At 36.6% G+C, this 26149-nt stretch carries 27 protein-coding genes and 1 pseudogene; all 28 read left to right on the forward strand.

The window, feature by feature from the left end:
• The first annotated feature begins 66 nt into the window (after positions 1 to 66).
• The 28 genes and pseudogenes from C9J36_RS02165 to C9J36_RS02300 all read left to right on the forward strand — a co-directional run bounded on the left by C9J36_RS02165 (position 67) and on the right by C9J36_RS02300 (position 26012).
• Positions 67 to 909 (forward strand): DegV family protein, encoded by an 843-nt coding sequence (locus tag C9J36_RS02165; protein WP_066165021.1) that lies wholly within the window; start codon positions 67 to 69, stop codon positions 907 to 909.
• Positions 910 to 951: 42 nt separating this feature from the next.
• Positions 952 to 2373 (forward strand): ATP-dependent helicase ComFA, encoded by a 1422-nt coding sequence (locus C9J36_RS02170; protein WP_235616000.1) that lies wholly within the window; start codon positions 952 to 954, stop codon positions 2371 to 2373.
• Positions 2366 to 2968, forward strand: coding sequence for a ComF family protein (locus C9J36_RS02175; RefSeq protein WP_107942107.1), 603 nt, complete (start codon positions 2366 to 2368; stop codon positions 2966 to 2968). Before C9J36_RS02170 ends, C9J36_RS02175 begins: the two co-directional genes overlap by 8 nt.
• 99 nt (positions 2969 to 3067) lie before the next feature.
• A complete protein-coding gene (locus C9J36_RS02180) occupies positions 3068 to 3481 on the forward strand; it encodes a TIGR03826 family flagellar region protein (protein WP_066165027.1) in 414 nt (137 codons plus the stop codon).
• 392 nt (positions 3482 to 3873) lie between these two features.
• Entirely contained in the window at positions 3874 to 4134 is a 261-nt protein-coding gene (gene flgM, locus C9J36_RS02185) for a flagellar biosynthesis anti-sigma factor FlgM (protein ID WP_066165030.1), read from the forward strand.
• 32 nt (positions 4135 to 4166) lie between these two features.
• On the forward strand, positions 4167 to 4661 hold the full coding sequence (locus C9J36_RS02190) for a flagellar protein FlgN (RefSeq protein ID WP_107942108.1): 495 nt from the start codon (positions 4167 to 4169) through the stop codon (positions 4659 to 4661).
• 150 nt (positions 4662 to 4811) lie between these two features.
• Complete coding sequence (gene flgK, locus C9J36_RS02195; RefSeq protein ID WP_107942109.1) at positions 4812 to 6383, forward strand: flagellar hook-associated protein FlgK; 1572 nt, start codon at positions 4812 to 4814, stop codon at positions 6381 to 6383.
• A gap of 34 nt (positions 6384 to 6417) precedes the next feature.
• Positions 6418 to 7329 (forward strand): flagellar hook-associated protein FlgL, encoded by a 912-nt coding sequence (flgL, locus tag C9J36_RS02200; protein ID WP_107942110.1) that lies wholly within the window; start codon positions 6418 to 6420, stop codon positions 7327 to 7329.
• A 60-nt stretch (positions 7330 to 7389) separates the two neighbouring features.
• Complete coding sequence (locus C9J36_RS02205; RefSeq protein WP_107942111.1) at positions 7390 to 7956, forward strand: DUF6470 family protein; 567 nt, start codon at positions 7390 to 7392, stop codon at positions 7954 to 7956.
• A gap of 17 nt (positions 7957 to 7973) precedes the next feature.
• On the forward strand, positions 7974 to 8417 hold the full coding sequence (gene fliW / locus C9J36_RS02210) for a flagellar assembly protein FliW (protein ID WP_107942112.1): 444 nt from the start codon (positions 7974 to 7976) through the stop codon (positions 8415 to 8417).
• Positions 8418 to 8636: a carbon storage regulator CsrA gene (csrA, locus tag C9J36_RS02215; protein WP_107942113.1), complete on the forward strand. Its 219-nt coding sequence runs from the start codon at positions 8418 to 8420 to the stop codon at positions 8634 to 8636.
• 113 nt (positions 8637 to 8749) lie between these two features.
• Positions 8750 to 9832: an AAA family ATPase gene (locus tag C9J36_RS02220; RefSeq protein WP_107942114.1), complete on the forward strand. Its 1083-nt coding sequence runs from the start codon at positions 8750 to 8752 to the stop codon at positions 9830 to 9832.
• A 1-nt stretch (position 9833) separates the two neighbouring features.
• On the forward strand, positions 9834 to 10595 hold the full coding sequence (locus tag C9J36_RS02225; RefSeq protein ID WP_107942115.1) for a DUF3226 domain-containing protein: 762 nt from the start codon (positions 9834 to 9836) through the stop codon (positions 10593 to 10595).
• Between the two features lie 178 nt (positions 10596 to 10773).
• Positions 10774 to 11937 carry a flagellin N-terminal helical domain-containing protein gene (locus C9J36_RS02230; RefSeq protein ID WP_107942116.1) on the forward strand — a complete coding sequence of 388 codons (1164 nt, stop codon included), beginning with the start codon at positions 10774 to 10776 and terminating at the stop codon, positions 11935 to 11937.
• A gap of 105 nt (positions 11938 to 12042) precedes the next feature.
• Positions 12043 to 12399: a DUF8042 domain-containing protein gene (locus C9J36_RS02235; protein WP_107942117.1), complete on the forward strand. Its 357-nt coding sequence runs from the start codon at positions 12043 to 12045 to the stop codon at positions 12397 to 12399.
• Position 12400: 1 nt separating this feature from the next.
• Positions 12401 to 14239 (forward strand): motility associated factor glycosyltransferase family protein, encoded by a 1839-nt coding sequence (locus C9J36_RS02240; protein ID WP_107942118.1) that lies wholly within the window; start codon positions 12401 to 12403, stop codon positions 14237 to 14239.
• Positions 14239 to 15234 carry an NAD-dependent 4,6-dehydratase LegB gene (locus tag C9J36_RS02245; RefSeq protein WP_107942119.1) on the forward strand — a complete coding sequence of 332 codons (996 nt, stop codon included), beginning with the start codon at positions 14239 to 14241 and terminating at the stop codon, positions 15232 to 15234. The genes C9J36_RS02240 and C9J36_RS02245 overlap by 1 nt, the downstream gene beginning before the upstream one ends.
• Positions 15231 to 16385, forward strand: a complete 1155-nt coding sequence (locus tag C9J36_RS02250) for a LegC family aminotransferase (protein ID WP_107942120.1) — start codon at positions 15231 to 15233, stop codon at positions 16383 to 16385. Before C9J36_RS02245 ends, C9J36_RS02250 begins: the two co-directional genes overlap by 4 nt.
• Positions 16386 to 17540 (forward strand): UDP-N-acetylglucosamine 2-epimerase, encoded by a 1155-nt coding sequence (gene neuC, locus C9J36_RS02255; protein WP_107942121.1) that lies wholly within the window; start codon positions 16386 to 16388, stop codon positions 17538 to 17540.
• A gap of 10 nt (positions 17541 to 17550) precedes the next feature.
• Positions 17551 to 18432, forward strand: coding sequence for a methionyl-tRNA formyltransferase (locus C9J36_RS02260; protein WP_161956370.1), 882 nt, complete (start codon positions 17551 to 17553; stop codon positions 18430 to 18432).
• A gap of 30 nt (positions 18433 to 18462) precedes the next feature.
• Positions 18463 to 19395 carry a GNAT family N-acetyltransferase gene (locus C9J36_RS02265; protein WP_107942123.1) on the forward strand — a complete coding sequence of 311 codons (933 nt, stop codon included), beginning with the start codon at positions 18463 to 18465 and terminating at the stop codon, positions 19393 to 19395.
• A complete protein-coding gene (gene neuC / locus C9J36_RS02270; protein WP_107942124.1) occupies positions 19385 to 20557 on the forward strand; it encodes a UDP-N-acetylglucosamine 2-epimerase in 1173 nt (390 codons plus the stop codon). The genes C9J36_RS02265 and neuC (C9J36_RS02270) overlap by 11 nt, the downstream gene beginning before the upstream one ends.
• Positions 20550 to 21218: a PIG-L deacetylase family protein gene (locus C9J36_RS02275; RefSeq protein WP_107942125.1), complete on the forward strand. Its 669-nt coding sequence runs from the start codon at positions 20550 to 20552 to the stop codon at positions 21216 to 21218. The genes neuC (C9J36_RS02270) and C9J36_RS02275 overlap by 8 nt, the downstream gene beginning before the upstream one ends.
• Positions 21215 to 22282: an N-acetylneuraminate synthase gene (neuB, locus tag C9J36_RS02280; RefSeq protein WP_107942126.1), complete on the forward strand. Its 1068-nt coding sequence runs from the start codon at positions 21215 to 21217 to the stop codon at positions 22280 to 22282. Before C9J36_RS02275 ends, neuB begins: the two co-directional genes overlap by 4 nt.
• A complete protein-coding gene (locus C9J36_RS02285; RefSeq protein WP_107942127.1) occupies positions 22275 to 22910 on the forward strand; it encodes an acetyltransferase in 636 nt (211 codons plus the stop codon). Before neuB ends, C9J36_RS02285 begins: the two co-directional genes overlap by 8 nt.
• Positions 22903 to 23949 (forward strand): nucleotidyltransferase family protein, encoded by a 1047-nt coding sequence (locus tag C9J36_RS02290; RefSeq protein WP_107942128.1) that lies wholly within the window; start codon positions 22903 to 22905, stop codon positions 23947 to 23949. Before C9J36_RS02285 ends, C9J36_RS02290 begins: the two co-directional genes overlap by 8 nt.
• Positions 23946 to 24635: an acylneuraminate cytidylyltransferase family protein gene (locus C9J36_RS02295; RefSeq protein WP_107942129.1), complete on the forward strand. Its 690-nt coding sequence runs from the start codon at positions 23946 to 23948 to the stop codon at positions 24633 to 24635. Before C9J36_RS02290 ends, C9J36_RS02295 begins: the two co-directional genes overlap by 4 nt.
• Before the next feature lie 203 nt (positions 24636 to 24838).
• Positions 24839 to 26012 (forward strand): annotated as a pseudogene (locus C9J36_RS02300) (IS4 family transposase).
• Positions 26013 to 26149 lie beyond the last annotated feature (137 nt).

Here is a 26149-nt window from a genome sequence, read left to right on the forward strand (position 1 = left end):
CTCGAAAAAATCTGGACTCGAGTTAGCTGAGGCGTAATTGAGGATGGCAGAGGAGTGGAATAATTGATGAAAATTGCAATTGTAACAGACAGTACAGCCTATTTAACAGCAGAGGAACGTAGCCGTTATAATATTCATATGATTCCTCTAAGTGTCAATTTAGAAGATGGTAGCTATGAAGAAGAGGTCGAAATCACGACTTCTGAATTTTATGATAAAGTGCGAAACTCAAAGGTTTTCCCAAAAACAACACAGCCACCAGTTGGCAAATTTGTCGAGTTATTCGAACAGCTTGCAAAAGATTATGATGAAGTCATTTCCATTCATTTATCTAGTGGAATAAGCGGTACATACCAAGGGGCAGTACAAGCTGCTGATATGGTTGAAGGCATTAAAGTAACAGCTTTTGACAGCGAAATAGCTTGTGCAATACAAGGGATGTATGTGTTGGAAGCAGCTAAAATGGTCGAACAGGGCGCCACTGTAGAGGACATTATAGCTCATTTAGAAAATTTAAGACCAACGTTGAATGCTTACTTTATCGTTGATGACTTAGCGCATCTACAGCGCGGCGGTCGTTTATCTGCGGCAGCTGCATTGATTGGTGGCTTGCTACAGGTAAAGCCTGTCCTACATTTTGTGGACAAAGTAATCGTGCCATATGAAAAAATTCGCACGCGCAAAAAAGCACTGCGTCGTGTGGAAGAGTTGCTGGCCGAGGCGGTTGAAAAGCATGGTGACCTGCAAGTAGCAGTAATCCATGGCAATTGTGAGGAAGAGGCAGCAGAGCTAATGGCGCAATTGCAGGCAAAACACCCAAATACAAGCTTCAAGTTAAGCTACTTTGGTCCAGTCATTGCCACGCATTTAGGCGAAGGCGCACTCGCAGTAGGCTGGTTAAAAAAATAACATTTCAAAAGTCTCTACATTAGAATGTAGAGGCTTTTTGTTTTGAGTAGTAAAAAGGAGTTGATATATATTTTAAGAAAAACAAAAAAAGCGCATTATATAGGGCTGCTTATTGACCCTGCGCTAGTAAACTTAATGGAAGGTCGTATTATGCGTAGAGAAGACCTACCTTTTGGACAGGAAGTAATCGAGTCATATATAAAGCGTGGATTTTTTAAAACACATGAAGCAATTTCGGTAACGAATAGTTTTTGGAGGAGGCGTTATCGGTGTGAGCGTTGTTTCAATGAAGAGCAGAGAAAATTCATTCATTTTTATTGTGTGAAATGTGAGCAAACTTGCACTTATTGTCGACATTGCATTGTAATGGGGAGAATTTCGAGCTGTACACAGCTATTGACATGGGGGAGGTCATTTTTCCGTGCTTTAAAAAAACATCAATTTAATTGGGTTGGCACACTGACAAAATTGCAGCAACAAGCATCGCTTGAGTTAGCGAGCAGCATTATGAACAAGCGCTCGCATCTATTACATGCGGTATGTGGAGCCGGGAAAAGTGAAATTCTTTTTCAGCCTATTTATAGAGCACTACAAAAGGGACAGCGCATTTGCATCGCGACACCCCGTACAGATGTCGTATTAGAATTAGCCCCGCGACTTCAGCAAGTATTTCCTACAACAGTAATTCATGCATTATACGGGGGAGCGCAAAATCAGCAAGGCTATGCACAGCTTGTTATTGCGACCACCCATCAGCTTTATCGCTTTGTTGACGCCTTTGATGTGATGATTGTCGATGAAGCTGACGCCTTTCCTTATCGCTTTGATGAAGTACTGCAAAAAGCTGTGTATAAAGCGAAAAAGAAGGATGCCCCGGTTGCTTTTGTAACCGCCACTCCAGACGCTAAATTACTCCAAATTTGTGAGGGTTATTCGTTTATATCGAAGCGCTACCATGATTATCCACTACCTATTCCACGATTTCAGCCATTATGGGGCTATAAACAGCACCTAAAAAAAGGTAAGCTACCAAAGCCACTTCAGCATTGGACGGAACAACAAATTATTGCAAAGAAACCATTTCTCATTTTTTTCCCAACGATTGAAATGTTAGAGCAAGCTCACTCGCTCTTTCAACAGCTAGATACGAATATTTTAGCTGTGCATGCTGAAGATCCGACACGTAAAGAAAAAGTCCAGCAATTACGCAACGAAGAAATCCTAGGTTTATTAACGACGACAATTTTAGAAAGAGGCATTACGATTGCTAACGTACAGGTCGCTGTTGTTGGTGCAGAAAGTCCCATTTTTACTGCAGACGCACTTATTCAAATTGCAGGGCGTGTTGGGCGTAGTGAGCTGTATCCGACAGGGGATGTCGTATTTTTTTATCATGGTATCTCGCTAGAAATGGATTTAGCGAAGCGAGAAATTCTGCGTTTAAATGAGGTGTCGAATGAATAAAGAAATAATAAACTGTTTGCTTTGTGAGCGAGAGCTACAACAAATAATAACTTGGCAAACGTTATTTGAACGAAGATTAGCTCCTGTTATTTGTGAACGCTGCAAGCTGAAATTTGAGTTTGTAAATTATCAAAAGGAGGGGCTCTATGCTATTTTTCATTATAATGAAGCAATGAAAAACTTTTTAAGGCAATATAAGTTTTTACAAGATATTATACTAGCAAAAGTTTTTCGACAGGAATTACATGAATTATTAAGCAAGCGTAGCGAAATAATTGTACCGATACCAATGCATCCACTAAAAAAGAAGGAGCGTACATTTGCTCACATTGATGAACTACTACATGCGGCTGAAATCCCTTATGAGCATTTACTTGAAAAAACAACGGTAGAAACGCAAGTTGGTAAAAGCAAACTGGAGCGGCAACAAGTAGCTCCGCTTTTTCGTATCGCTCATCAAAAACAATTAACTGCTAAGCATTATATTATTGTAGATGATATTGTAACGACTGGTACGACGATTGCACATGCCAAAAGGGCGTTGCTTGACGCAGGGGCAGAAAGCGTAACCGCGATAGTTTTAATAAAAGGATAAAATTCAAACAATCCGTGACGCATGAAAAGCTCATGGATTGAAGATTCACTTTATTGTATAATGGAGGAAATTAAACGTAGCATTTAGGAGGAAAACATTATGGCGGAGATTAGAAATTGTCCAGAATGCAATGAGTTTTTTAATTACACAGGTTTAAGAGATGTATGCTACAAATGTGCACAAAAGGAAGAAGACATGTATCAAATTGTCTATCGCTTTTTACGTAAACGTGAAAATCGTGCGGCTAATGTCGACCGCATTGAAGAGGCGACAGGTGTAAAAAAAGATTTGCTCTATAAATGGGTACGTAAAGGCCGCTTGCATCCAGCATTATTTCCAAACTTAGGCTATCCTTGTGATAACTGTGGGCGTTTAACGACATCGGGCAAGCTCTGTGACAATTGTCAAAATGAATTGAAATCCGAGTTACGCACATTTGATGCAGCAAAAGAATTCCGTGAAAATGTAGTGCAACGTGAGAAAGGCACATATTTAGCAGATAGAAAGAAATAAATAAAGAAACCGTGGAGACGTCTAAAAAGCCGTGCATAGCCGGCTTTTTGGACGCAAGCTAGAATGAGAGAAACCTCAGTGAAAGAAACAAAACGAACACCCGCTTTTGAAGTGAGTGCTATGAATAATCTTGAGAACGTAGAAGAAACCCTCAGAAATTTAGAATCCCCCTGAAAAACGTAGAATAAATCCCATAAAACGTAGAATAACTATCCGAAATTTTCAAAAGGGTAAATAAATATTAAACGAAGAAACAATTATCTGCCTGTTGCACTGATGATTATATTTTTCGCGTGGGCGTGTTAAATCCTTAATCAAAAAATATTAATTAAACAATTTCATCTACAAACCGAAATATAATGTAGAAGGAAATTGAAGGGAGGATATATAGTATGAAAATTAATCCATTAAATTTGAGAGCGATTAATCCATACAATGCCCAGCCACGAGTTACTAAAAACGAAGAAAAAGCAGCATCTTTTGCAGATAAAATTGAGATTTCTTCAGCTGCTAAGGAAATGCAAGTAACGGCTGATTACAATACAGAGCGTGCTGTTCGCGTACAACAGCTAAAGGCTGATATTCAGTCAGGTGAATATAAAGTGAATGCAAGGCAAGTGGCTGAGGATATGCTGAAATATTACCGATTCTAAGCATAATTTTGAAATAAAGGAGCTCATATGATATGTCAGTGCTATCCACACTTGAAAAACTAGAGCGCATGCACAAAAGCTTATTGGAGCTTGCACATAAAAAAACAGACATTATTAAAGCGAACGATATAGAAGCACTAGATGAATTAATTAAAATGGAGCAGGCACATGTAGCGGCGATCACTACACTTGAGCAACAGCGTCAGTTGATGGTAACGGATTACCTCCGAGCAAAAGGAATTGCTTACACTGACAACCCAACTGTAGCCGAGCTAATTGACGCCATCGATAGTGAAGAGGAAAAGCAGCAGCTAATCGCTACGAGGGAACGCTTGCTCACATTATTAACTGAGCTTAAAGTGCAAAACGATTTAAACCAAAAGCTCGTCTATCAATCTTTGCAATTTATCAATATCCAATTAGAGCCATTCCGCCCCGCACGTCCAGATGCCTTTAACTATTCAGGCGATGAAGTGCGCGGTCAATCAAATCAAAAAAAAGTAACATACTTCGACTCACAAGCATAAAGAGGAGTGTCCCAAAAGCTGTGTATAGCTTTTTGGACGTTGCCGGGTGTGCTTCTATAAAGAGCACACCCTTTAAAATAGAGAGTGCTCTTTGAAAATAGCAAAACACTAGATTTAGCGACTTTCTTATGAATTTAAAGGAGGAACACTATGCGTTCAACATTTATGGGACTAGAAATAAATAAATCAGGCCTATTTTTACAGCAATCAGCACTTTATACAACTGGTCATAATATCGCTAACGCTAATACATTAGGCTACTCACGTCAACGTGTAAATATGCAAGCATTACCAGGTTACCCATCACCGGGCTTAAATTCACCCAAAATGCCTGGACACTTAGGAACGGGGGCAGAGGCTCACTCTGTTCAACGCGTTCGTGACGAATTTATCGACCGCCAATATCGCCAAGAAACGAATAAACTTGGCTATTGGGAGGAACAAACAAAGGCAATCGAGCAAATGGAAGATATTTTATCTGAGCCTTCTGAATTTGGTATAAATAAATCATTCGATAACTTTTGGCAGGCAATGGAAGATGTTGTTGCAAATTCAAAAGATACAGCAGCAAGACAGGTGCTTATTGCAAAAGCACGTGCGTTAGCAGAATCCTTTAACTATACGGACAAGCAATTAAAAACAGTTCAGAGCAATCTAGGAGCGCAAATCGAAGCGGATACGAACACAGTAAATTCTTTGCTTCGACAAATTGCAGAAATCAACAGACAAATTATGGCGGTTGAACCGAATGGCTATGTGACAAATGATTTATATGATGCGCGCGATGTACTTGTAGATAAGTTGAACGAATATTTACCTGTACAAGTGGAGCGTGTACCGTCAGGTGGAAACGCTAGCCCTGTATCGGAAGGGAGTTTAACTATTACATACCGCCCAGTAGGCAGCGCGGAGCCAATAATACTTGTACATGGTAAAGAGTTTGCAGAAATTAGCATCAATAATGCTAGTGGTAAAATCAATGGAACAGAACCGCTTGAACCATTTACAGAAATGCTTGTTGATTGGAAAGGTAGTGCACTAGCAGATATCGTGCCGCCAATCGATAAGTTGAATTCAGGTGCTGTGTTAGCCATAAATGAAAGCTATGACTACAGCACGTTTGAACCAGGAAAAGGCAAGCTTTTATCCAATATTAACTCTTATGGCCATAGTAATGGACAAGGGTTATATCCAGAGATGCTCGATAAGCTTGATCAATTAGTTGAAACTTTTGTAACTACATTCAACGCACTTCATCAGAGCGGATATGGGTTAAACGATTCAACAGGTCAGGATTTCTTTGAAGCAGGAGGCTTAACAGCAGCAACAATCAAAGTAAGAGATGATATTCTTCCAGAGGATATTGCGGCATCAAGTGAACTTGGCGAACAAGGAAATAATAAAAATATTCTCGATATGGCAAAGTCGCAAACAGAAGTTCAAGTAGGACTGAATGGCGCGACATACCAAGGTTTCTTCAAATCAATGATTGGTGATTTAGGAGTTAGAGGAGAGGAAGCGATTCGCAGTGAATATAACTCAGGGACGCTGCGCTTAAGTGTTGAAAACAAGCGTGCTGCGATGAGCTCAGTATCACTTGACGAAGAAATGACAAATATGATTATGTTCCAACAAGCATACAATGCGAATGCACGTATGATTACAGTAGTTGACGAAACGTTAGACAGAATTATTAACGGAATGGGGCGCGTAGGTTTATAACCTCGCTAAATAGATAAATGAGAGGAGAAGGAAAATGCGCGTTACACAATCGATGCTATCAAACAATATGCTACGTAACTTAAACACAAGCTACGGCAAACTAGGAAAGCTACAGGAACAGCTTTACTCTGGTAAAAAAATTACTCGTCCTTCTGATGACCCAGTTATTGCAATTAAAGGTATGTCCTATCGCACAGAGCTAGACCGCACAACGCAATACAAACGCAATATTGGTGAAGCAAATACTTGGTTGGACACTACTGATGATGCATTAGGACAGGCAGGAGAGATTTTAAATCGTGTGAAAGAGCTTGTTGTACAGGCGGCTAATGATACGAATGTTGTAGAAGACCGAGAAAAAATGCAAAAAGAAATGGAACAGTTAAAACGCCAACTTCAGGATATTGCTAATACTCAAATTGGCGATAAATATATTTTCTCTGGCACTCAAACGGATAAACCGTTATATGTGGATGGAGTTCCAAACCCAAACATTGTGCCGGGGACTACAGGTCTAGATGCAGATATTGAAATTGATGTTTTCGAAGCAGTGCGCATTAATGTCAATACACCAGGGAAAGATATGTTTGAAGAGATTGATAATTTTATGGATACGATTATTACCACTCTTCAAACTGGTACAGGAGAAGAAATTGGTGAATTATTAGGTGATATAGCTGCCGGAACTAATGACTCATTGGCTGATATACACGGTACGCTACTTAAAAGTCGTGCAGATGTAGGTGCTCGACAAAATCGAGTAGAATTAATGGAGCAAAGACTAGATTTGCATGAAATTAATGTCACAAAGCAAATGTCGATGAATGAAGATACTGAATATGCGGCTACAATTACAGAGCTTGTGACGCAAGAATCTATTCATCAAGCGGGCTTATCAGTTGGCGCAAAAATTATTCAACAAACACTAGTAGACTTTATTCGATAAAAATAAAAAGCGTTTGAACAAATGTTCAGACGCTTTTCTTGAAATGAAAGGTGTGAAAATATGCGACTCCCACAAATTTCAATTCACACGACCGATATTCAGATGGATTGGCAAATTCATAAACCAATTCAGCATATTAAGCAACCGAGAGCAGAGCAAAGAATTTCTCAGCCCGCAGCTACTGTGGAAATCCATACACAAAAAGGAAAGCTATCAATTGATTCGTCACAGGCACGCCGTGATTTAGGCAACTATCCTACTAGCGAAATGATTATGCGTTATGCGCAGGAGGGACGCCAAGAGATGATGAAAGGGATTTCGAGACGCGTGCGAGAAGGACGTCAAATGATGTTAAATGCAGGTAAGGGACAGCGAGGCGCTATCATTCAACAAATAGCAATGCAAAATAGTGGGCCAAAACGACCGGGACCATACAATATCAAATTCGTACCTTCAGTCGGCTCTGTGAAAGTAAACTACAGACCGGCGACAGTTGATGTCAATATTCAGCGTAACGAACCAAAAATCGACGTAAAGGTGAATAAACCAATCCATGACTATACACCTGGGAAAGTAAAAGGTACAATGATACAAAGACCACGAGTGGATATAGATGTTATCGGTTAAAAGGAGAGGGCACCGCAATGAACATTGAAACAAAATTCTTCGGGGAAGTAGCAATTAAAAAAGAAGATATTTTAATTTTTGAGGCAGGAGTACCTGGTTTCCCAGACGCACAAAAGTTTGTACTTCTACCATTAGACGCTGATTTACCATTAGTCGTTTTACAATCTATTGAAAAACAGGAATTAGGCTTCATACTTGCTTACCCATTTGCTTTTAAAAAGGAATACTCTTTTGATATTAGTGAAGAAGAAAAAAGAGCATTACAAATTGAGCAAGAAGATGATGTAGTTGCTTATGCAATCGTCACATTAAAAGAAACTTTCCAAGAATCGACGATGAATTTGTTAGCCCCAATTGTTATTAATACGAAGAAAAAATTTGGGAAGCAAATTGTTTTGCAGGACAGCGAGCTTTATCCTTTACGCTATCCAATTGGATTAGAGGAAGGAAGTGCCAAGTAAATGCTTGTATTATCAAGAAAAACAGGCGAATCGATAATGATTGGTGACCAAATTGAAGTAAAGGTGCTGTCGGTCGATGGTGACCAAGTGAAGCTAGGCATTGTCGCACCCAAATCAGTAAAAGTTCATCGTTCAGAAGTTTTCGAATCGATACAGGAGCAAAATAAAGAGGCATTAGCAACACCGAGCGATGTCTTGGAAAAATTGAAGAGAAACTAAGAAAAGGAGATACCTACGAAATTTTGAGGTATCTCTTTTATAAGTTTTAGAATATAGGAAAGAAGTGTATAGTATAAATAAAAGTAAAACACTCATGTAAAGGAGAATTTAATATGAGTAAATTAGAGGCCATGCGTATTCATAGTTTTCGTGGCTTGACAGATGTTACGTTAGACCATTTTTCTAAAATTAATTTATTTGTCGGAGAAAACAATGCAGGAAAAACATCCTTGTTGGAGGCAATCTATTTAATTGCTAACTATTCCTCTAAACAAGGTTTTTTACGATTAGCGAGAATGAGGGAGCATTATATTGGTGGCTTAGCTCGTACACTATCTACTGAGGAGTTAATTAGTTGGTTATTTAGTGAAACTGTAAAGCCCATTAAAATAGAGTACGAATGGGCAGGGATGCGTAAATACATTCAATGTACTTTAGAAGAAGAAGAATACCTCATATTAAATGATAGCAGTGATGAAAATATAGATATTATAGATAGAGAGCAAGTTGTTAAAGAACAATCGATTGAAATATATGAGAATGAGAACAGTATAGGTAGGCCAATCAAATATCAATTTGGTACTTTAAATGAAAAAGTAATTGGAATTATCAAGAAAGGTGACAGTCTATTTAATTGCCATTTTATTTCAGCGATTGATCATCGTATTGCCCCTTTATCACCTTATATAATTGATGATCTTGTAAAAGATGGAGAAAGACCAATGCTTATTGAGGCTTTGCGTCAATTTGATAAAAAAATAAATGGTATCGAACTGCTTATGGCAAATGATAAAGGAAGAAATACAAGACCTATCCCTTATATTCAGCATGAAGATTTGGGGTTAGTGCCTATCTCTATGTTCGGTGATGGTGTTAGAAAGGCACTTGTTATTGCGTCGCAAGCAATCCGCTTTAAAGATGGAATTATTTTAATTGATGAAATCGAAACAGGTATTCATACAAAACTCATTCCAACCTTTTTCACATGGCTAGCGGAAATTTGTAATCAATATAATATTCAGCTTTTTGCAACAACACATAGTTTGGAAGCGTTAGATGGTATGCTAAAAGCGGCTGAAGCAGACTACAATCAACTTTCTGTATATCGCTTAGGAGAAGATAAAAAGAAATTAAAATATTTTTCTGGCGAAAGGCTAAAAGTACTAAGATATGAGCTAGGGCAGGATGTGCGCTAAAATGAAAAAGTACTTTTATTTTATTGTAGAGGGTGTTCATGATTCGGCAGCTTTAGGGCGTTACTTAAAAAGAAAAAACATATCGTTAATTCGGAAAATTGAACAGGTAGATTTGTTTTGGGAGAGGATAATACCTAAAAGTTTTCCATTCAATGGCGATTTATTAAAGCGTATGCCCGTACCAATGTTTTATAGCAACGAGCAGTACTCGATTGCTATTCAAACGGCAGGAGGCGATTCGGGAATTGTAAAAGCCTTTGACAGTCTTTTGAATTTAGATTATGAACAATTATCAGGAGTTGCTCTATTTTGCGATGCAGATACAAAGCCAGCTGAGCAATGCTTTAATGATTTAATTAGCCGCATGCTTAATGAAGTGGATGAGGAGTATCATTCGATTTTTAAAGAGGCTGTATTTGGGGAAGTAACTCTTGGAAGTCCGAGTTTTGGTGTTTATATATTTCCTAATAATGAATGTGAAGGGACTTTAGAAAATTTATTGTTAGAAGGCGGCGAAATTGTTTATTCTGACTTAATGGCAAGTGCTAAAGAATATGTGAAGCGCATTTCTCTAGACTATCGTCAAAAGCATTGGTCCATTTCTAGTGAGCCAAAAGTATTGTTTGGTGTTATGGCAAATGCATTAAAGCCAGGAAAGGCAAATCAAGTATCAATTCAAGATAATCAATGGATTAGCGAAGAAACAATTACAACAAATAGCCAATCCCGTCTAAATGATTTTTTGGAAAAGTTATTAAACTAAGTTTAGTTAGCTTTGTCTTCAGAATTAAAAAATTTAAAAATTTTTTTGAAAAACTATTAAACATTTAAAATAACTTACGATATATAGAGTGTAAGGTAAAGGTAGTACATACTACTGACACCAAACTTTCCCACATGGATGTGGGTTATACAAAAACAATTCAAGGAGGAATTCTATCATGAGAATTCAACACAACATTTCAGCTTTAAACACACACCGTAACCTTGCTTTCAACAACACTCAAGCGTCTAAAAACCTTGAGAAATTATCTTCAGGTTACAAAATCAACCGTGCTGGCGATGACGCTGCTGGTTTAGCAATCTCTGAAAAAATGCGCGGACAAATTCGTGGTCTTGACATGGCTACGAAAAACGCTAACGACTCAATCTCTCTTATCCAAACAGCTGAGGGTGCATTAAACGAGTCACACGCAATCTTACAACGTATGCGTGAATTAGCAGTACAAGCTTCAAACGATACAAACGTTAACGAAGACCGTATTGCGTTACAAAAAGAAGTACAACAATTAAAAGAAGAGTTAACTCGTATCTCTACAGACACTGAGTTCAACACGCAAAAATTATTAAACGGTTCATTCGAAGACAAAGTGTTCCATATTGGTGCAAATGGAGATCAAAACATTCGTCTTTCAATTGGAGATACTTCAGCTTTCGAATTATCTTTAGCTAAAGAAACAAAAGCATCTGGAGATTACAGTATTTATTCTGGAACTGATGCTGTTGCAGAGTTTATGAGTGGTGGAACAGCTGTAATAACAACAAGTGGTGGGGCTGCTCTACAATTCACTAAATCAGGTAACGGAACAGACTGGAAAAAATCAGATGGAACTGCCAGCGGCCAAGTAACAGATGCTGCAACAATCGCATGGTTAAATGGTCAAGGAAGTGACAAAGTAGATGGTAAAACATCGGGTGTGACGCTTGGAGATGGTCTAGCTGGTTACATTAATACAAGTGGTCAAAACCTATTCTATACATCTACTGCTGCAAAAGCAGGTTCAACAGTTCATGCTGGTTCTACAGTAGACTTAACATCTCAAACAGGTGCAAACGATGCTATCGCTACAATTGATGCTGCATTAAAATCAATTTCAGATACACGATCAAACCTAGGTGCTGTTCAAAACCGTTTAGAGCACACAATCAACAACTTAGGTGCAACTTCTGAAAACTTAACAGCTGCTGAATCACGTATCCGTGACACAGATATGGCTGCTGAAATGATGGCGTTCACGAAAAACAACATCTTAATGCAAGCTGCACAATCTATGTTAGCTCAAGCTAACCAACAGCCACAAGGCGTATTACAATTATTAGGTTAATCTCTGATAATCTAAAAGCGTTTGGGAATTTTCTCAAACGCTTTTTCTTGATGTTTTTGTAATTTTGCCGATAATAAATATATAAAACTAAAGGTGGTTTGGCAGATGGAACAAGCACAGATAAACGAATTGAAAAATAGTTATTATGAATACATAGCAAAAATTCCTCAAGGGCTTCAAACAATTATTAATTTATTAGTGAATAATGAATTAGAGAAAGTATTTAATAGTATTGCAGATTTAGCAGAGGGCATCGAGTTTTTATTGAAAGTTGAACAAGCCTTTAAAGAACAAGGGATTTTTACTAATAGCCGTATTGCGGAGGCGATAACTATTTTTAAAAACCTTAATGATAGTTTAGTTAATGAAGACTTTATTTTATTAAAAGATTTAGTGGAATACGAATTGATTCCTATCTTTTCGAGTGCATCAGAATGGGTATTCCAAGAAGAGGTAAAGTAATATGTTGATTGACAATAAACGTATTTTACAGTCTAAAAACAAACAATTAGTTCAGAAACTAGAGCAATATGAAAATCGCTTTTGCGAAGTGAGTGATGCAAAAACAGGTATTTCTACACTCATTGTGACAAAGGGAGATCAGAAAATATTTTATCATAGCCGGTATAACCCTATGCAGGAAGCGAAAGCAATTTTATCTAATCAATTGAATGAGGAAATTGAGTATGTATTGTTAATTGGTGTTGGCTTAGGTTATGTTGTGCAAGAGCTTATTGAACAGCGTTCCGATGTTCGTTTCTCCATTTATGAGCCGAATTTAGATGTTTTAAGTTGCTTTTTAAATACTTTCAATTTATCGAAAGTTCGTTCGAAAAATTTTGAGCAATTATTTAGTCATCCATCAGAATTGACAAATTTAAATAAGCTTTATAATGATTTGGCAGAAGATAGGGCACAAATTATTATTAGTCCAATTGCTAATACATTATATGCTAATGAAATTAAACAATTTATAGGTGGTTTTAAGAATTATTTAACATCATATAAAGATAGTACGATTACTGATTTAAGATTTCAGGCGAGATGGACAATTAACTCGATTGTAAATTTTGCTGAAATATTAAAATCGCCAAACTTTTTTAAACATATTGACCTTAAAAAACTAGAAAATAAGCCCGTTTTAATCGTGGCAGCAGGTCCTTCACTAAATGATGAGATAGAAAATATTAGGCTGATTAAAGAGCAGGGAAAGGCTTATATATTTGCAGTAGGTTCAGCGATAAACACATTAATAAAAAATCATATTTTGCCAGATGCATTATTTAGCTATGATCCAACACCTAAAAATGCCGAGGTTGTAAAAAGGGTGAAGGAATTAGAGCTAGATATCCCTTTAATTTTCGGTTCATCTATTGGATTTGAAGTATTAAAAAATTATCCAGGAAAGAAAGTGCATTTCTTTACATCACAAGATTCAATTAACAGTAATCTTATTAACCATAATAGCCATGTCATTATTCCAGATGCTCCGACGATTGCAGCCATTGCTTTATATATTGTTGGTGGTATTAAGATGGGACCGGTTATGTTAGTAGGGCAAAATCTCTCAATTACAAAGGAAAAAACATATGCGGATGGCATCGACTATATAGATGATGCTGACGTAACAGAAGATAAGCTAAAAGCGTATAAGGTAGCTACAAGCACGACTGGTGATGAAATTTACACAGGAAGCGGGTATCTCTCAATGAGGGATGTTATTCAATTTTATATTAAGCAAGTAGGACTAGAGAAGAATGTGTTTAATACTACGAAAAATGGACTACCTATTGAAGGAGCGCCCTTTGTGCCGCTAGAATCGTTACTTGAAACACATTTGCAAGAAAATAATATTGTAGATTCATCCATTTTCGATGTAGAAAACGATTATAATATTGAAGACACACTTAATCGTTTTAAACAATATGAAAATTATTTTGATGCATTAATTGAGGATTTTAAAAAGCTTGTAGCCGTTGATAAGCAGATACAAGAGGCCTATAGTAAGAAGCTTATTAATAATACACAAAGCTATTTTAATGAATTCGATAAATATTTTAATCGAATTGAAAAAAATCCGTTTTTCCTACAAACATTGGCACCTATTACGCGCACACAGTATAAACAATTAGTCGATAAATCGGATGGGGTGCGCTTTGAAAAGCGACCATTAAAAAAAATGGAGAAATATATTAATGTTTATTCGAAATACATTCGTACAATGTATGTTGGAATTGTCCAAATCCAACCAGCATTTGGCGAATTAAAAAAATCTGACTTATTTAAAAAGGAAGATGCATAATGAAAATATTAGTCACAGGAGCCGATGGTTTTATCGGTTCGCATTTAACAGAGCAACTAGTACGTGAAGGACATGATGTGCGAGCTTTTTGCTATTATAATTCATTTAATTCATGGGGGTGGCTAGATCACGCATCTCGGGAGATTAAATCACAGCTAGACGTATTTACAGGTGATATTCGTGACCCCTATGGTGTAAAGGAAGCAATGAAAGGCTGTACACATGTATTAAATTTGGCGGCACTGATTGCAATTCCATATTCTTATCATTCACCAGCAACTTATGTTGACACAAATATTAATGGTACATTAAATGTTGTACAGGCAGCGCGTGAGCTAGGTGTGGAAAAAGTAGTGCATACATCTACAAGTGAGGTTTACGGAACAGCGCTTTATGTACCTATCGACGAAAATCATCCATTACAAGGGCAGTCGCCATATTCAGCATCAAAAATCGGGGCAGACCAAATGGCGCTATCTTTTTATCGCTCATTTGATACACCTATATCGATTATTCGCCCATTTAATACGTATGGTCCACGCCAATCAGCACGTGCGGTAATACCAACAATCATTAGCCAGCTGGCTAATGGTGCGGACACGATTAGGCTTGGTGCAATTAGTCCAACCCGAGATTTTAACTATGTAAAAGATACGGTACAGGGTTTTATTTCTGTTATGAAATCTGAAAAAGCGATTGGTGAAGTCATTAATATTGGCTCTAATTATGAAATATCAATTGGTGAAACAGCTGAAATGATTGCCGACATTCTCGGTGTGAATTTAACAATTGAAACAGATGAGCAGCGTCTCCGCCCAGAGAAAAGTGAAGTAGAGCGACTTTGGGCAGCGAACCAAAAAGCGAAGAATTTACTTGACTGGGAGCCACAATATGGTGGCAAGGAGGGCTTCCGTCGAGGTTTAGAAGAAACGATTGAATGGTTTACAAATCCAAAAAATTTATCTCAATATAAGGCGGATGTATATAATATATGAATAATCAATGGATACAATTTGCAGAGCAAGTAAGACAACTGTATGGCAAAGATTTTGTACCATTACATGAGCCAACATTTAACGATAAAGAGCTGGAGTATGTAACTGATTGTATAAAAACAGGCTGGGTATCTTCTGTTGGTGCTTATGTAACAAAATTTGAGGAAGAGCTTGCGAAATTTGTCGGTGTGAAGCGTGCTGTAGCAGTTGTCAATGGAACGGCAGCACTGCATATTGCATTAAAAGTAGGGGGGGTAGAGGCAGAAGACGAGGTGCTGATGCCTTCGCTTACTTTTATTGCAACAGCAAATGCCATAAGCTATTGTAGCGCCATTCCTCACTTAGTGGATGTACATGAGGACACAATGGGGATGGACCCATTTAAGCTGGAGAAGTACTTACAAGAAATTGCTGAAGTACGAGGCAATGAATTATACAATAAGCAGACAAACCGCCGCATAAAGGCATTAGTGCCAATGCATACATTTGGCCATGCAGCCCATTTAGATGAGCTTGTGGCATTAGCTAATAAATATCATTTAGTGCTTGTGGAAGATGCGGCAGAATCTTTAGGCACTTATTATAAAGGCAAGCATACAGGTAGCTTTGGAAAAGTGAATGCGATGAGCTTTAATGGCAATAAAATCATTACAACTGGTGGAGGCGGTGCCATTTTAACAGACGATGACGCACTAGCTAATTATGCTAAGCATTTAACGACAACTGCTAAAGTACCGCATAAATGGGAATACGCACATGATGAGGTGGGCTATAATTATCGTATGCCAAATATGAATGCAGCACTTGGCTGTGCGCAATTAGAAAAGTTGGAGCAGTTTTTAGTCCAAAAAAAAGCATTAACGAGCAAATATGAGGAGCTTATCGCTCAGTTAGATGGTGTGACATTATTTACAGAGCCAGCGCATAGCAACAGTAACTACTGGCTACAAACATTAAAGTTAGATGCTTCATTAGAACGTGATCAGGTTTTAGCTTTTTTAAATGAGCAAGGTGTTATGAGTCGCCCAATTTGGCGACCGATGCATGAGCTGGATATGTACAAGCATTGTCCAAGTACGGATTTGACTGTGACGAATGAGTTGAAAAAGCGCATAGTGAATATAGCAAGTACGCCAGTTGAGGTGAAATAGATGAAACGTAAAATATGTGTAGTAACTGGCACAAGAGCAGAATATGGTCTATTATATTGGCTAATAAAGCGTCTATATGAGGATACAAATGTGGATTTGCAGATTATTGCGACAGGAATGCACCTTTCACCGGAATTTGGATTGACTGTAAAGCAAATAGAGCAGGATGGCTTTAAAATTGATGAAAAATTGGAAATGCTATTATCCAGTGATACGCCAACCGCAATTGCAAAATCGATAGGTTTAGGGGTTATCACTTTTTCCGATGCTTTAAGTAGATTAAATCCAGATATTATGGTGGTATTAGGTGATCGTTTTGAAATTTTTTCAGCAGCGCAAGCAGCTATGATTTTGCGTATTCCGATTGCTCATATACATGGTGGAGAATTAACAGAAGGACTGATAGATGAGTCGATTCGTCATTCAATCACTAAAATGTCGCAAATACATTTTACTGCTACAAATGAGTATCGTGAGCGTGTTATACAGATGGGTGAACAGCCAAATACAGTTTATAATGTTGGCACTTTAGGTTTAGAAGGAATAAAAAATATAAAGTTACTTTCAAAAGAAAAATTATCTGAAAGTATCAATTTTAAATTAAATAAATATTTCCTTGTTACGTTACACCCAACAACATTAGAAAGTGGAACTGCTGAATGGCAAATCAAATCGCTATTAAAAGTATTAGATACCTTCCCGAAGCACCAAGTCATTTTTACAAAAACAAACGCTGATACTGATGGGCGAATTATTAATCAATGTATTGAAGAATATGTACTAGAAAATTCAACGAGGTGCTGTGTATTTGATTCATTAGGACAACTAAGATATTTAAGTGCAATTCAGCATTGTGAAGCTGTAATAGGTAATTCATCAAGTGGATTATTAGAAGTGCCATTTTTGAGAAAGCCTACAGTAAATATTGGAATTCGCCAGGGGGGGCGCTTAAAGGCTAAATCGGTTATTGATTGTGATTTTAACATTAATAATTTAACTGATGCAATTAGTAAAGCGATTTCTAATGATTTCAATAAACAAATACAGCATATAGAAACGTTATATGCTGTGGGGAGTACATCAGAACAAATTGTAAAGATATTAAACGAGATTGAAGTGGAGAATATTTCAATAAAGAAATTTTATGATTTATAGAGGTTTAAATATGAAAGTATTATTTATGGGGTGTGTAAAATCAAGTTTAAGATTTTTAGAAGCCTTGTATTTTAAAACAGAGGCAGAAATAGTTGGAGTAGTAACAAAAGTACAATCTGATTATAATGCTGATCACGTGTCATTACATTCTTTTTGTAATGAAGAGGAAATAGATTGGTTAGATTATCAAAATAATGATCAGTTAGCTCAATGGGTGAAGTTAAAGTGTCCTGATATTATTTATTGCTTTGGATGGTCATATTTATTACCTAAAGAAGTTTATTCTATTCCTAAATTGGGGGCAGTTGGTTATCATCCAACACTATTGCCTCAAAATAGAGGGAGGCATCCTATTATTTGGACGCTTGTTTTGGGGTTAAAAGAAACAGGATCCACTTTTTTTTATTTAGATGATTTACCAGATTCAGGTGCAATTTTAAATCAGAGAAAACTCCATTTAGATGATTATGAAACAGCTAGTACTCTTTATAGTAAGCTTTTAAATGTTGGGGAGCAACAAGTTGTAGAACTAACAAATGACTTTATTAAAGGGACTTTAAAACCTATTGTTCAAGATGAGGAAAAGGCAACTTATTGGAGAAAACGGGGGGAATTAGATGGTAAAATAGATTGGCGTATGAGCTCACAAATGATTATAAACCTTATAAATGCGTTATCAAAGCCCTATGGGGGGGCGCATTTTGAGTATTATGGTAAAAAAATAAAAGTATGGCGGGCAGAGGAGGTTGAATATAGTAATATAGATAACCTAATACCAGGCGAAATAGTAGATTTTGGTGACAGTTTTTTTATAATTAAAACATCTGACAAACTATTGAAAATAGTAGATTATGAAGGCGATTTTGTGGTCAATAAAATTAAATATTTGTAGTTTTTTATTACAAAGGAGGATAAATTACATATGGAATTAAAATTATTGAATGCGGAAGAATATGAATATTATTTAGAATCGCTTAACAAATTATTTAGTATGACTTTTGAAAGAGAAATTCACCCAGAATATTTAAGATGGAGATATTTACAAAATCCCTCAGAAGATTTATTGGTAGCAGTAGCTATTGAAAATAATGAAATTGTAGCAAATTATTCTGCATCACCATGTAGTATAATTTTTAATGGGCAAACATATAAAACAGCACTTTCAATGACTACTATGACGCACCCTGAATACAATGGTAGAGGCTTATTTACTAAGTTAGCCGATTTATTATATTTAGAAATGAAAAAGAGGGGCTATAGTTTAATTTGGGGATTTCCAAACAACAATTCCCATGGTATTTTTAAGTCTAAACTAGGGTGGGAGGATATTTATGAAATCCCAACATTTAAATTAGAATTATCTAAAACAAGAGATATTTTAATAGAAAAAACATATACACTTGAGTTGGATAATACTTTTGAAAATTTTAAAGCTTATCCAATAAGAAGAAAAATTCAAGTCGAAAAAAGTAAAGAATTTTATAAGTGGAGGTATACTAATAATCCTATTAATGAATATTTTAATTGCAATTTAAAGTACCTAGAAGAATATAAAGCAAATATAGTATATAAAAACTTTGGAGATAGTGTTGATATTGTTGAAATTGAAGGAGAATCTGATGAGTTTAAATTAATTTTATTACAAAAATTAATTCTAGAATTAAAAGATCAAGGAAAGAGAGATATAAATTGCTGGTTAAATATAAGTGGTAATCTACATAACCTATTAGAAAGAATAGGATTTTATAATACATCTCCAATAACTTATTTCGGTGGTAAAAATTTAGGTGGAAATCTAGAAATCTGTAACTATAAAATATGGGATATTTCAATGGGAGATTCTGATGTCTATTAGAAAAATAGTTGCTTTTACAGGGATTAGATCTGATTATGACTTATTGAGTAGATTTTATAAAAAAATTCTTGATACAGATGGTTTTGAATTGAAATTAATAGTTGGTGGTGCACACCTTTCAAAACGAATGGGTTACACAATACAAGAAATTATAAATGATGAAATTCCAATCCTATCTAGAGTGGAATCCTTATTAGATTCTGATAGCTTTTCTAGTAGGGTAAAATCTCTATCAATTTTAATGCAAAGTTCCACCGATATAATAGCTGATTATAATCCAGATTTAATAATTGTAGTAGGAGATAGGGAAGAAGTTCTGGTTGGAGCAACTATAGGAACATATTTGAAAATTCCTGTTGCGCATTTTTTTGGTGGGGATCATACTACTGGGGGACATGTTGATAATCCTATTCGGCATGCAACTTCTAAATTAGCGAATATTCATTTTGTCTCTAATCGATTTTCAGAGCAAAGATTGTTAGCAATGGGTGAAGAAAAAAGAGGGATTTTCAATATTGGAAGCCCTTCATTGGACAAATTTAAAGATACTGTGTATATGAGTAAAACTGAAGTTTTAGGAAAACTAGGTATCCCAAATAATTTTAATGAGTATGCTTTATTAATTTTCCATCCGGAAGCTGGTGACGAGAGAAAATCAGGTGAATACTTAAATAATATATTACATGTATTGGAAGAAAAGAATATATTTACCTTTGTTAGTTATCCTAATTCTGATGGAGGCTATTCAGAAATTATCAGCGTTTTGGAAAAATACAAGTATGATGAAAATTTTTATATATACAAAAATCTACCAAGAGAAATTTTTGTGAATGTATTTAGAAATTGTTCATTTGTGATAGGAAACTCTAGTATGGGAATTTATGAAGCTCCTTTGTTAAAAAAGCCAGTAATTAATATAGGGAATCGCCAAATAGGGAGATTCACTACTTCAAATGTACAATTTATTGGGACTGATAAAGTGTCAATAACTCAAGCAATATTAAAACTAGATGATAAATCTTATCAAGAAAAATTGAAAAATATAGAATCTATATATGGAGATGGAAATTCTTCGGAACGGGCAATAGAAATATTGAAGCAAATGGATTTCCGTGAATATCTATATAAAAAATATGATCCTTTAGGAGTTACTTATGAATAAAAAAATAGTTATAGTAACCCCACATCCAGATGATGAAACATTGGGATGTGGAGGTACTATTTTGAAAAATATTGAACGGGGTTATAAAGTTATCTGGTTGATTATAACGAAAGCTGGAAATTTTGTATCAAATGAATGGAAAGATAAAAGAGCTAGGGAAATAAAGCGTGTAACAAGGCTTTATAAATTTGAGAAGACAATTGAACTAAACTTTGAAGCTGCTGCATTAGACCAAGTTTCCTGTAGCAGATTAATCGCGGGAATTAGTGAGGCATTTAAAGAAATTCAACCAAATATTGTTTATGTACCCTATCCAAGTGATATTCATTCGGACCACAAGGCTGTATTTGATGCAACAATGGCTTGCACAAAATGGTTTAGATACCCTTCAGTTGAGAAAGTATTTGCTTATGAAACACTTTCTGAAACAGACTTTACAATTAATCCTGATGCAAATAATTTTAGACCAAATGTTTTTGTAAATATTGATAAGTTTTTAGACAAAAAAATAGAAATTATGAATATTTATGAATCGGAAGTGAGTGACTTTCCATTTCCCAGAAGCGAAAAAGCAATTAGAGCGTTAGCACATATAAGAGGAGCAGCAAGTGGCTATGAAGCAGCAGAAGCATTTATGCTATTAAAGGAGAGAGTTGAATGAAAAAAACCTATATCATCGCAGAAGCAGGTGTCAACCATAACGGCTCTTTTGACATGGCAAAGCAACTAGTAGATGTGGCGAAGACTGCTGGTGCTGATGCTGTAAAATTTCAAACGTTTAAAGCAGAAAATCTCGTAACTAAAAATGCTAAGCAGGCGGACTATCAAATAGAAAATTTGCAAGAGGCTACCACGCAATTCGCTATGTTGAAAAAACTAGAGCTGACATTTGAAGAATTTACTGAGCTTCAACAATATTGTGTCGACAAAGGAATAGAATTTTTATCGACACCTTTTGATTATGAAAGTGTCGATTTTTTATTCGACAAGCTACATATTAAAACGGCAAAAATCCCATCAGGTGAATTGACAAATGCTCCATTTATTTATGCCATTGCGAAGAAGAAAAAGCCGATTATTTTATCAACGGGTATGGCGACAATCGAGGATATTCATGAGGCCCTAAGCTATATTGCTTTTGGTTTAGCGGAGAAAAATGACATGCAACAAGTCGAAGCGTTTTATGCAACACAAGATGCAAAAAAACTATTAAAACAATATGTAACCATTTTACATTGTACAACCGAATATCCAGCTCCTTTTAATACAATTAATTTACACGCGATGTCGACATTGCAACAGGAGTTCCAAGTACCAATTGGCTTATCTGACCATTCTGAAGGAATAGTGGTTCCAACAGCAGCAGTTGCTTTAGGGGCAACTGTTATCGAAAAACACTTTACATTGGACAAAACACTAGAGGGACCTGACCATGTTGCATCCTTAGAGCCTGACGAATTGCAACAAATGGTGAAGCAAATTCGACAGATTGAGCAAGCGTTAGGAAATGGACATAAGGAGCCATCGGTAGTGGAATTAAAAAATAGAATTCCGGCAAGAAAGAGTTTAGTAGCAAACACAGCTATTAAAAAAGGTGAGATGTTTACTGCTGAAAATCTAACTGTAAAACGTCCAGGAAGCGGGATTACCCCTTCAAAATATTGGGCGTATCTCGGTAAAGAAGCAGAAAAAGCATATGAACAGGATGAACTTATCAATGAATAAGCCATTAATTGTTATTGGTAATGGTGGACATGCTGCCGTTTTAACAGAAATATTAATAGCACAGGGACAAGACATAATTGGTTTTACGGCACCGCAAGAGGAGTATAATCGGTTTGGTTTGAATTATCTAGGCACAGACCAAATCATTGCACAGTATGCAACGGAGAAAGTTGAATTAGTTTTAGGCATTGGGATGCTCAAGCCCTCATCATTACGTGAAAAAGTATTTAAGGTGCTAAAAGAAAAAGGCTATCGTTTTAAATCCGTTATTCATCCTTCTACAATCATTGCCCCTTCTGCAATATTAGGAGAAGGTGTTCAACTTATGGCGGGGGTGATTATTCAAACTGCTACTGTTATAGCCGATAATACAATTATAAACACAAGTGCAATGATTGATCATGATGGCATGATTGGGGCACATGTACATATTGCACCGGGAACTAAAATTTCAGGTGCTGTTCGCATTGGCAACAGCACACATATAGGAACAGGTACAATAATTATTCAAGGAATACGAATTGGAGAAAATTGTTTAATTGGTGCAGGCTCTGTTGTAGTAAAAAATATGAATAGTAATATAAAAGCATATGGCGTACCAGCAAAGGAAGTGAAGTCAATTGAATGATTGGAGAAAAATTATAGTAACTGAAAATCAAAAGCTATTTGAAACCATGCAAATCATCGATAAAACATCCTTGCAATTTGCGGTTGTAGTAGGCGAAAATGACCAATTACTTGGTACGGTAACCGATGGGGATATCCGCCGTGGCATTTTACGTGGTGAAGGGCTAGATGTTCCTATTCATAAGATTATGAATAGGAACCCTATCAGTGCCCAAATCGGTCGTAAAATGAGTGAATACAAAGGGTTGATGAAGTCTAAAAAACTAAAGCAATTACCTATAATTAATGAAGCAAACCAAGTAATTGATATTTTATTCATTGACCAATTAGAAACACCTATAAATCAAAATCAAGTCGTTTTAATGCTTGGGGGGCTAGGTACAAGACTACGCCCACTCACTAATGATATCCCAAAGCCAATGCTAAAGGTTGGAAATAAGCCAATTGTAGAGACAATTGTGGACGGCTTCAAGCAATATGGTTATACAAACTTTATTTTTTCAGTGAATTATAAAAAAGAGATTATCCAAAGTTATTTCCAAGCTGGTGAGCCATTTGGTGTAACGATTGAGTATGTGGAAGAAGAAAAACGAATGGGTACAGCGGGAGCACTATCACTGCTTGAAAACCGCCCAAATGAACCGTTTTTTGTAATGAATGGTGACTTATTAACGCAAGTAAACTTCAATCAATTAATGCAGTTTCATAAGGAGCAGCAAGCTGTTGCGACAATGTGTGTTAGAGAATACGAATTCCAAGTGCCTTATGGCGTAATTGAGACAGATGGAACAGACCTATTGTCGATTAAAGAAAAGCCAATTCACCGAAGCTTTGTCAATGCAGGGATTTATGTACTGAGTCCGGAAGTATTTGATTATATACCGCCCGATATGTTTTATGATATGCCAACATTGTTTGAGCAGCTTATTGAGCATGGCAAAAAGACATCTGTTTTCCCAATACATGAATATTGGCTGGACATTGGACAAGTGGATGATTTTGAACGAGCAAATGAAGAAATAAAGGAGCTATCGCAATGAAGCCTAAAATTTTAGCTATTATTCCAGCGCGCGGTGGTTCAAAAGGTGTTCCAAGAAAAAACATCCGGGATTTAGCAGGAAAACCATTGATAGCATGGACAATTGAGGAAGCAAAAAAGTCAAAGTATATCAATCGACTTATTTTAACTTCAGAGGATGATGAAATTATAGAAGTAGCTCGAAAATATGGTTGTGAGGTCCCTTTTAAACGTCCAATTGAATTAGCACAAGACGATACAGCAGGTATTGAACCAGTACTTCATGCAATCAAACAATGTCCTGGCTATGATTATGTCGTATTATTACAGCCGACATCTCCGCTAAGAACAGTTGAGGATATTGATGGTTGTATCGAAACGCTACTTGCGAGCGGTAGTCATTTTTGTGTATCAGTAACGGAACCTAATCAATCTCCATATTGGATGTACACTTTAGAAAATGACAAAATGATTCCTTTAATGCCCCAGGAAAAGTTAGTCACAAGGCGACAAGAGCTTGCAAAATGTTATGCATTAAATGGCGCAGTGTATGTAGGAAAAGTATCAGCCATTCTAAGTGAACAATCGTTTCTCACTGAGGAAACAACAGCTTTTATAATGCCTAAAGACAAATCTTTTGATATTGATACGGAGTTAGATATGGTGGTTTGTGAGCAGTTGTTAAAAACAAAAAGAAATATTCTTTAAATTATTCGATAAAGTAGCTTGTATAAGTGAATTGCGCTAGAAGGTATTATATAATTTGGTTTAAAATTCCACCAGCGTCGCATTAAAATAATTCAATGCGTTATATAAAACTGGATTTCCTTTCATATAATCCGAGTACAAAAAATCCTTTATAATGGTTGGGCGGTAGGTAACCATCCAAATCCAACATAAAGGACATAAGCATGGATAAGTTTACACGAAAAACATCATTTGAACAATGGCTTTCGCCAATTTCTGCTACACAATTTGAAGAACTGGTTGAAACCCATCAATTAAATACCTATACGAAGAAGCTTCGCATGGCTTCATTTTTGAAATTATTACTGTTTGCGCAACTGAATGAAACCGAAAGTCTACATACAGTTAATGAAACGCTGTTTGCTGACGACCTTCAAAAAGCAATGAATTTAGAATCGATTAGTTTTTCGCAATTAGGACGCCGATTGAATCAAATTCCAACAGACGTATTTCAACGGATATTTCTCGATTTAGTTTCGCAAATTCATAAAAAATCGCAGTATGAGCAGCGCCGAAAAACAACGACACCATTAAAAATCATTGATTGGAGTAGGTTGCCACTGAATTTGAACAATCACAAGTGGGCGGAATTCCTCAAAATAAAATCGGGAATCAAGCTTCATTTGCGCCTAGTTTTCTTAGAAAAAGGTTGTTCGTATCCAGACAAAGCAGTGCTGACAAACGCGAAAGAACACGATCGTGGCCAGCTAGAGGTGCTCGTTGACCACAAAGAATGCATGTACGTGTTTGACCGGGGCTACTTGGACTAAGAACGATTTGATCGCATGACAGACGATAGCTATTTCTTCGTTTCACGCTTACGAAAAAATGCGGTAACACAGGTCATTGAACCGTTTAAACTGCCAACCGATTCAGTTGTATTATCAGATGAAATGATTCTGATTGGCACCACACAAAGTCGTGCAGAAAATGTCTTTCGCCTGAACAAAGTGCTGGATTCGAAAGGCAACGAACTGCATTTGATTACGAACCGATTTGATGTAAGTGCTGATGAAATCGCCGAATTGTACAAATCACGTTGGGCAATTGAGCTATTTTTCAAATGGCTGAAGCAGCACTTGAACAACAAAAAGTTTTACGCGCAAAGCGAACAAGGCGTGCATAATCAGGTGTACATCTCGATGATTGTGTATTGCCTACATGTAGCTAGTTCAATTGGACACAAACAGTTCAAGGACATACTTACAAATCAGTCGTTTACTGAAAGCAGCACCGTGGAAATCCGCTCACTTATGGACTCGAAAAATCGCCGGAAAGGCTTTCTGTGAAGGATTTCACCTGGCTGTAGCACCCGCCAAAGGTTATGGTAAAAAATAGATGATTACTACCTCTGTTTGAGTGTCTTTGTTTTTCTTATTAAGGAGGAAAACGAAAAAAGAAAATTCAGTTAAAACTCATGCGACGGTAGTGAAATTCTATGATTTCCTGATGTGGTAGCAGAAATAATCATATTT

This window comes from Metasolibacillus fluoroglycofenilyticus (assembly GCF_003049645.1).
GTDB classification, from domain to species: domain Bacteria; phylum Bacillota; class Bacilli; order Bacillales_A; family Planococcaceae; genus Metasolibacillus; species Metasolibacillus fluoroglycofenilyticus.

Coding starts and splice junctions, on each gene's coding strand:
- C9J36_RS02165 (WP_066165021.1), top strand. CDS start 67: ATGAAAATTGCAATTGTAACAGACAGTACAGCCTATTTAACAGCAGAG.
- C9J36_RS02175 (WP_107942107.1), top strand. CDS start 2,366: ATGAATAAAGAAATAATAAACTGTTTGCTTTGTGAGCGAGAGCTACAA.
- C9J36_RS02180 (WP_066165027.1), top strand. CDS start 3,068: ATGGCGGAGATTAGAAATTGTCCAGAATGCAATGAGTTTTTTAATTAC.
- flgM (WP_066165030.1), top strand. CDS start 3,874: ATGAAAATTAATCCATTAAATTTGAGAGCGATTAATCCATACAATGCC.
- C9J36_RS02190 (WP_107942108.1), top strand. CDS start 4,167: ATGTCAGTGCTATCCACACTTGAAAAACTAGAGCGCATGCACAAAAGC.
- flgK (WP_107942109.1), top strand. CDS start 4,812: ATGCGTTCAACATTTATGGGACTAGAAATAAATAAATCAGGCCTATTT.
- flgL (WP_107942110.1), top strand. CDS start 6,418: ATGCGCGTTACACAATCGATGCTATCAAACAATATGCTACGTAACTTA.
- C9J36_RS02205 (WP_107942111.1), top strand. CDS start 7,390: ATGCGACTCCCACAAATTTCAATTCACACGACCGATATTCAGATGGAT.
- fliW (WP_107942112.1), top strand. CDS start 7,974: ATGAACATTGAAACAAAATTCTTCGGGGAAGTAGCAATTAAAAAAGAA.
- csrA (WP_107942113.1), top strand. CDS start 8,418: ATGCTTGTATTATCAAGAAAAACAGGCGAATCGATAATGATTGGTGAC.
- C9J36_RS02220 (WP_107942114.1), top strand. CDS start 8,750: ATGAGTAAATTAGAGGCCATGCGTATTCATAGTTTTCGTGGCTTGACA.
- C9J36_RS02225 (WP_107942115.1), top strand. CDS start 9,834: ATGAAAAAGTACTTTTATTTTATTGTAGAGGGTGTTCATGATTCGGCA.
- C9J36_RS02230 (WP_107942116.1), top strand. CDS start 10,774: ATGAGAATTCAACACAACATTTCAGCTTTAAACACACACCGTAACCTT.
- C9J36_RS02235 (WP_107942117.1), top strand. CDS start 12,043: ATGGAACAAGCACAGATAAACGAATTGAAAAATAGTTATTATGAATAC.
- C9J36_RS02240 (WP_107942118.1), top strand. CDS start 12,401: ATGTTGATTGACAATAAACGTATTTTACAGTCTAAAAACAAACAATTA.
- C9J36_RS02245 (WP_107942119.1), top strand. CDS start 14,239: ATGAAAATATTAGTCACAGGAGCCGATGGTTTTATCGGTTCGCATTTA.
- C9J36_RS02250 (WP_107942120.1), top strand. CDS start 15,231: ATGAATAATCAATGGATACAATTTGCAGAGCAAGTAAGACAACTGTAT.
- neuC (WP_107942121.1), top strand. CDS start 16,386: ATGAAACGTAAAATATGTGTAGTAACTGGCACAAGAGCAGAATATGGT.
- C9J36_RS02260 (WP_161956370.1), top strand. CDS start 17,551: ATGAAAGTATTATTTATGGGGTGTGTAAAATCAAGTTTAAGATTTTTA.
- C9J36_RS02265 (WP_107942123.1), top strand. CDS start 18,463: ATGGAATTAAAATTATTGAATGCGGAAGAATATGAATATTATTTAGAA.
- neuC (WP_107942124.1), top strand. CDS start 19,385: ATGTCTATTAGAAAAATAGTTGCTTTTACAGGGATTAGATCTGATTAT.
- C9J36_RS02275 (WP_107942125.1), top strand. CDS start 20,550: ATGAATAAAAAAATAGTTATAGTAACCCCACATCCAGATGATGAAACA.
- neuB (WP_107942126.1), top strand. CDS start 21,215: ATGAAAAAAACCTATATCATCGCAGAAGCAGGTGTCAACCATAACGGC.
- C9J36_RS02285 (WP_107942127.1), top strand. CDS start 22,275: ATGAATAAGCCATTAATTGTTATTGGTAATGGTGGACATGCTGCCGTT.
- C9J36_RS02295 (WP_107942129.1), top strand. CDS start 23,946: ATGAAGCCTAAAATTTTAGCTATTATTCCAGCGCGCGGTGGTTCAAAA.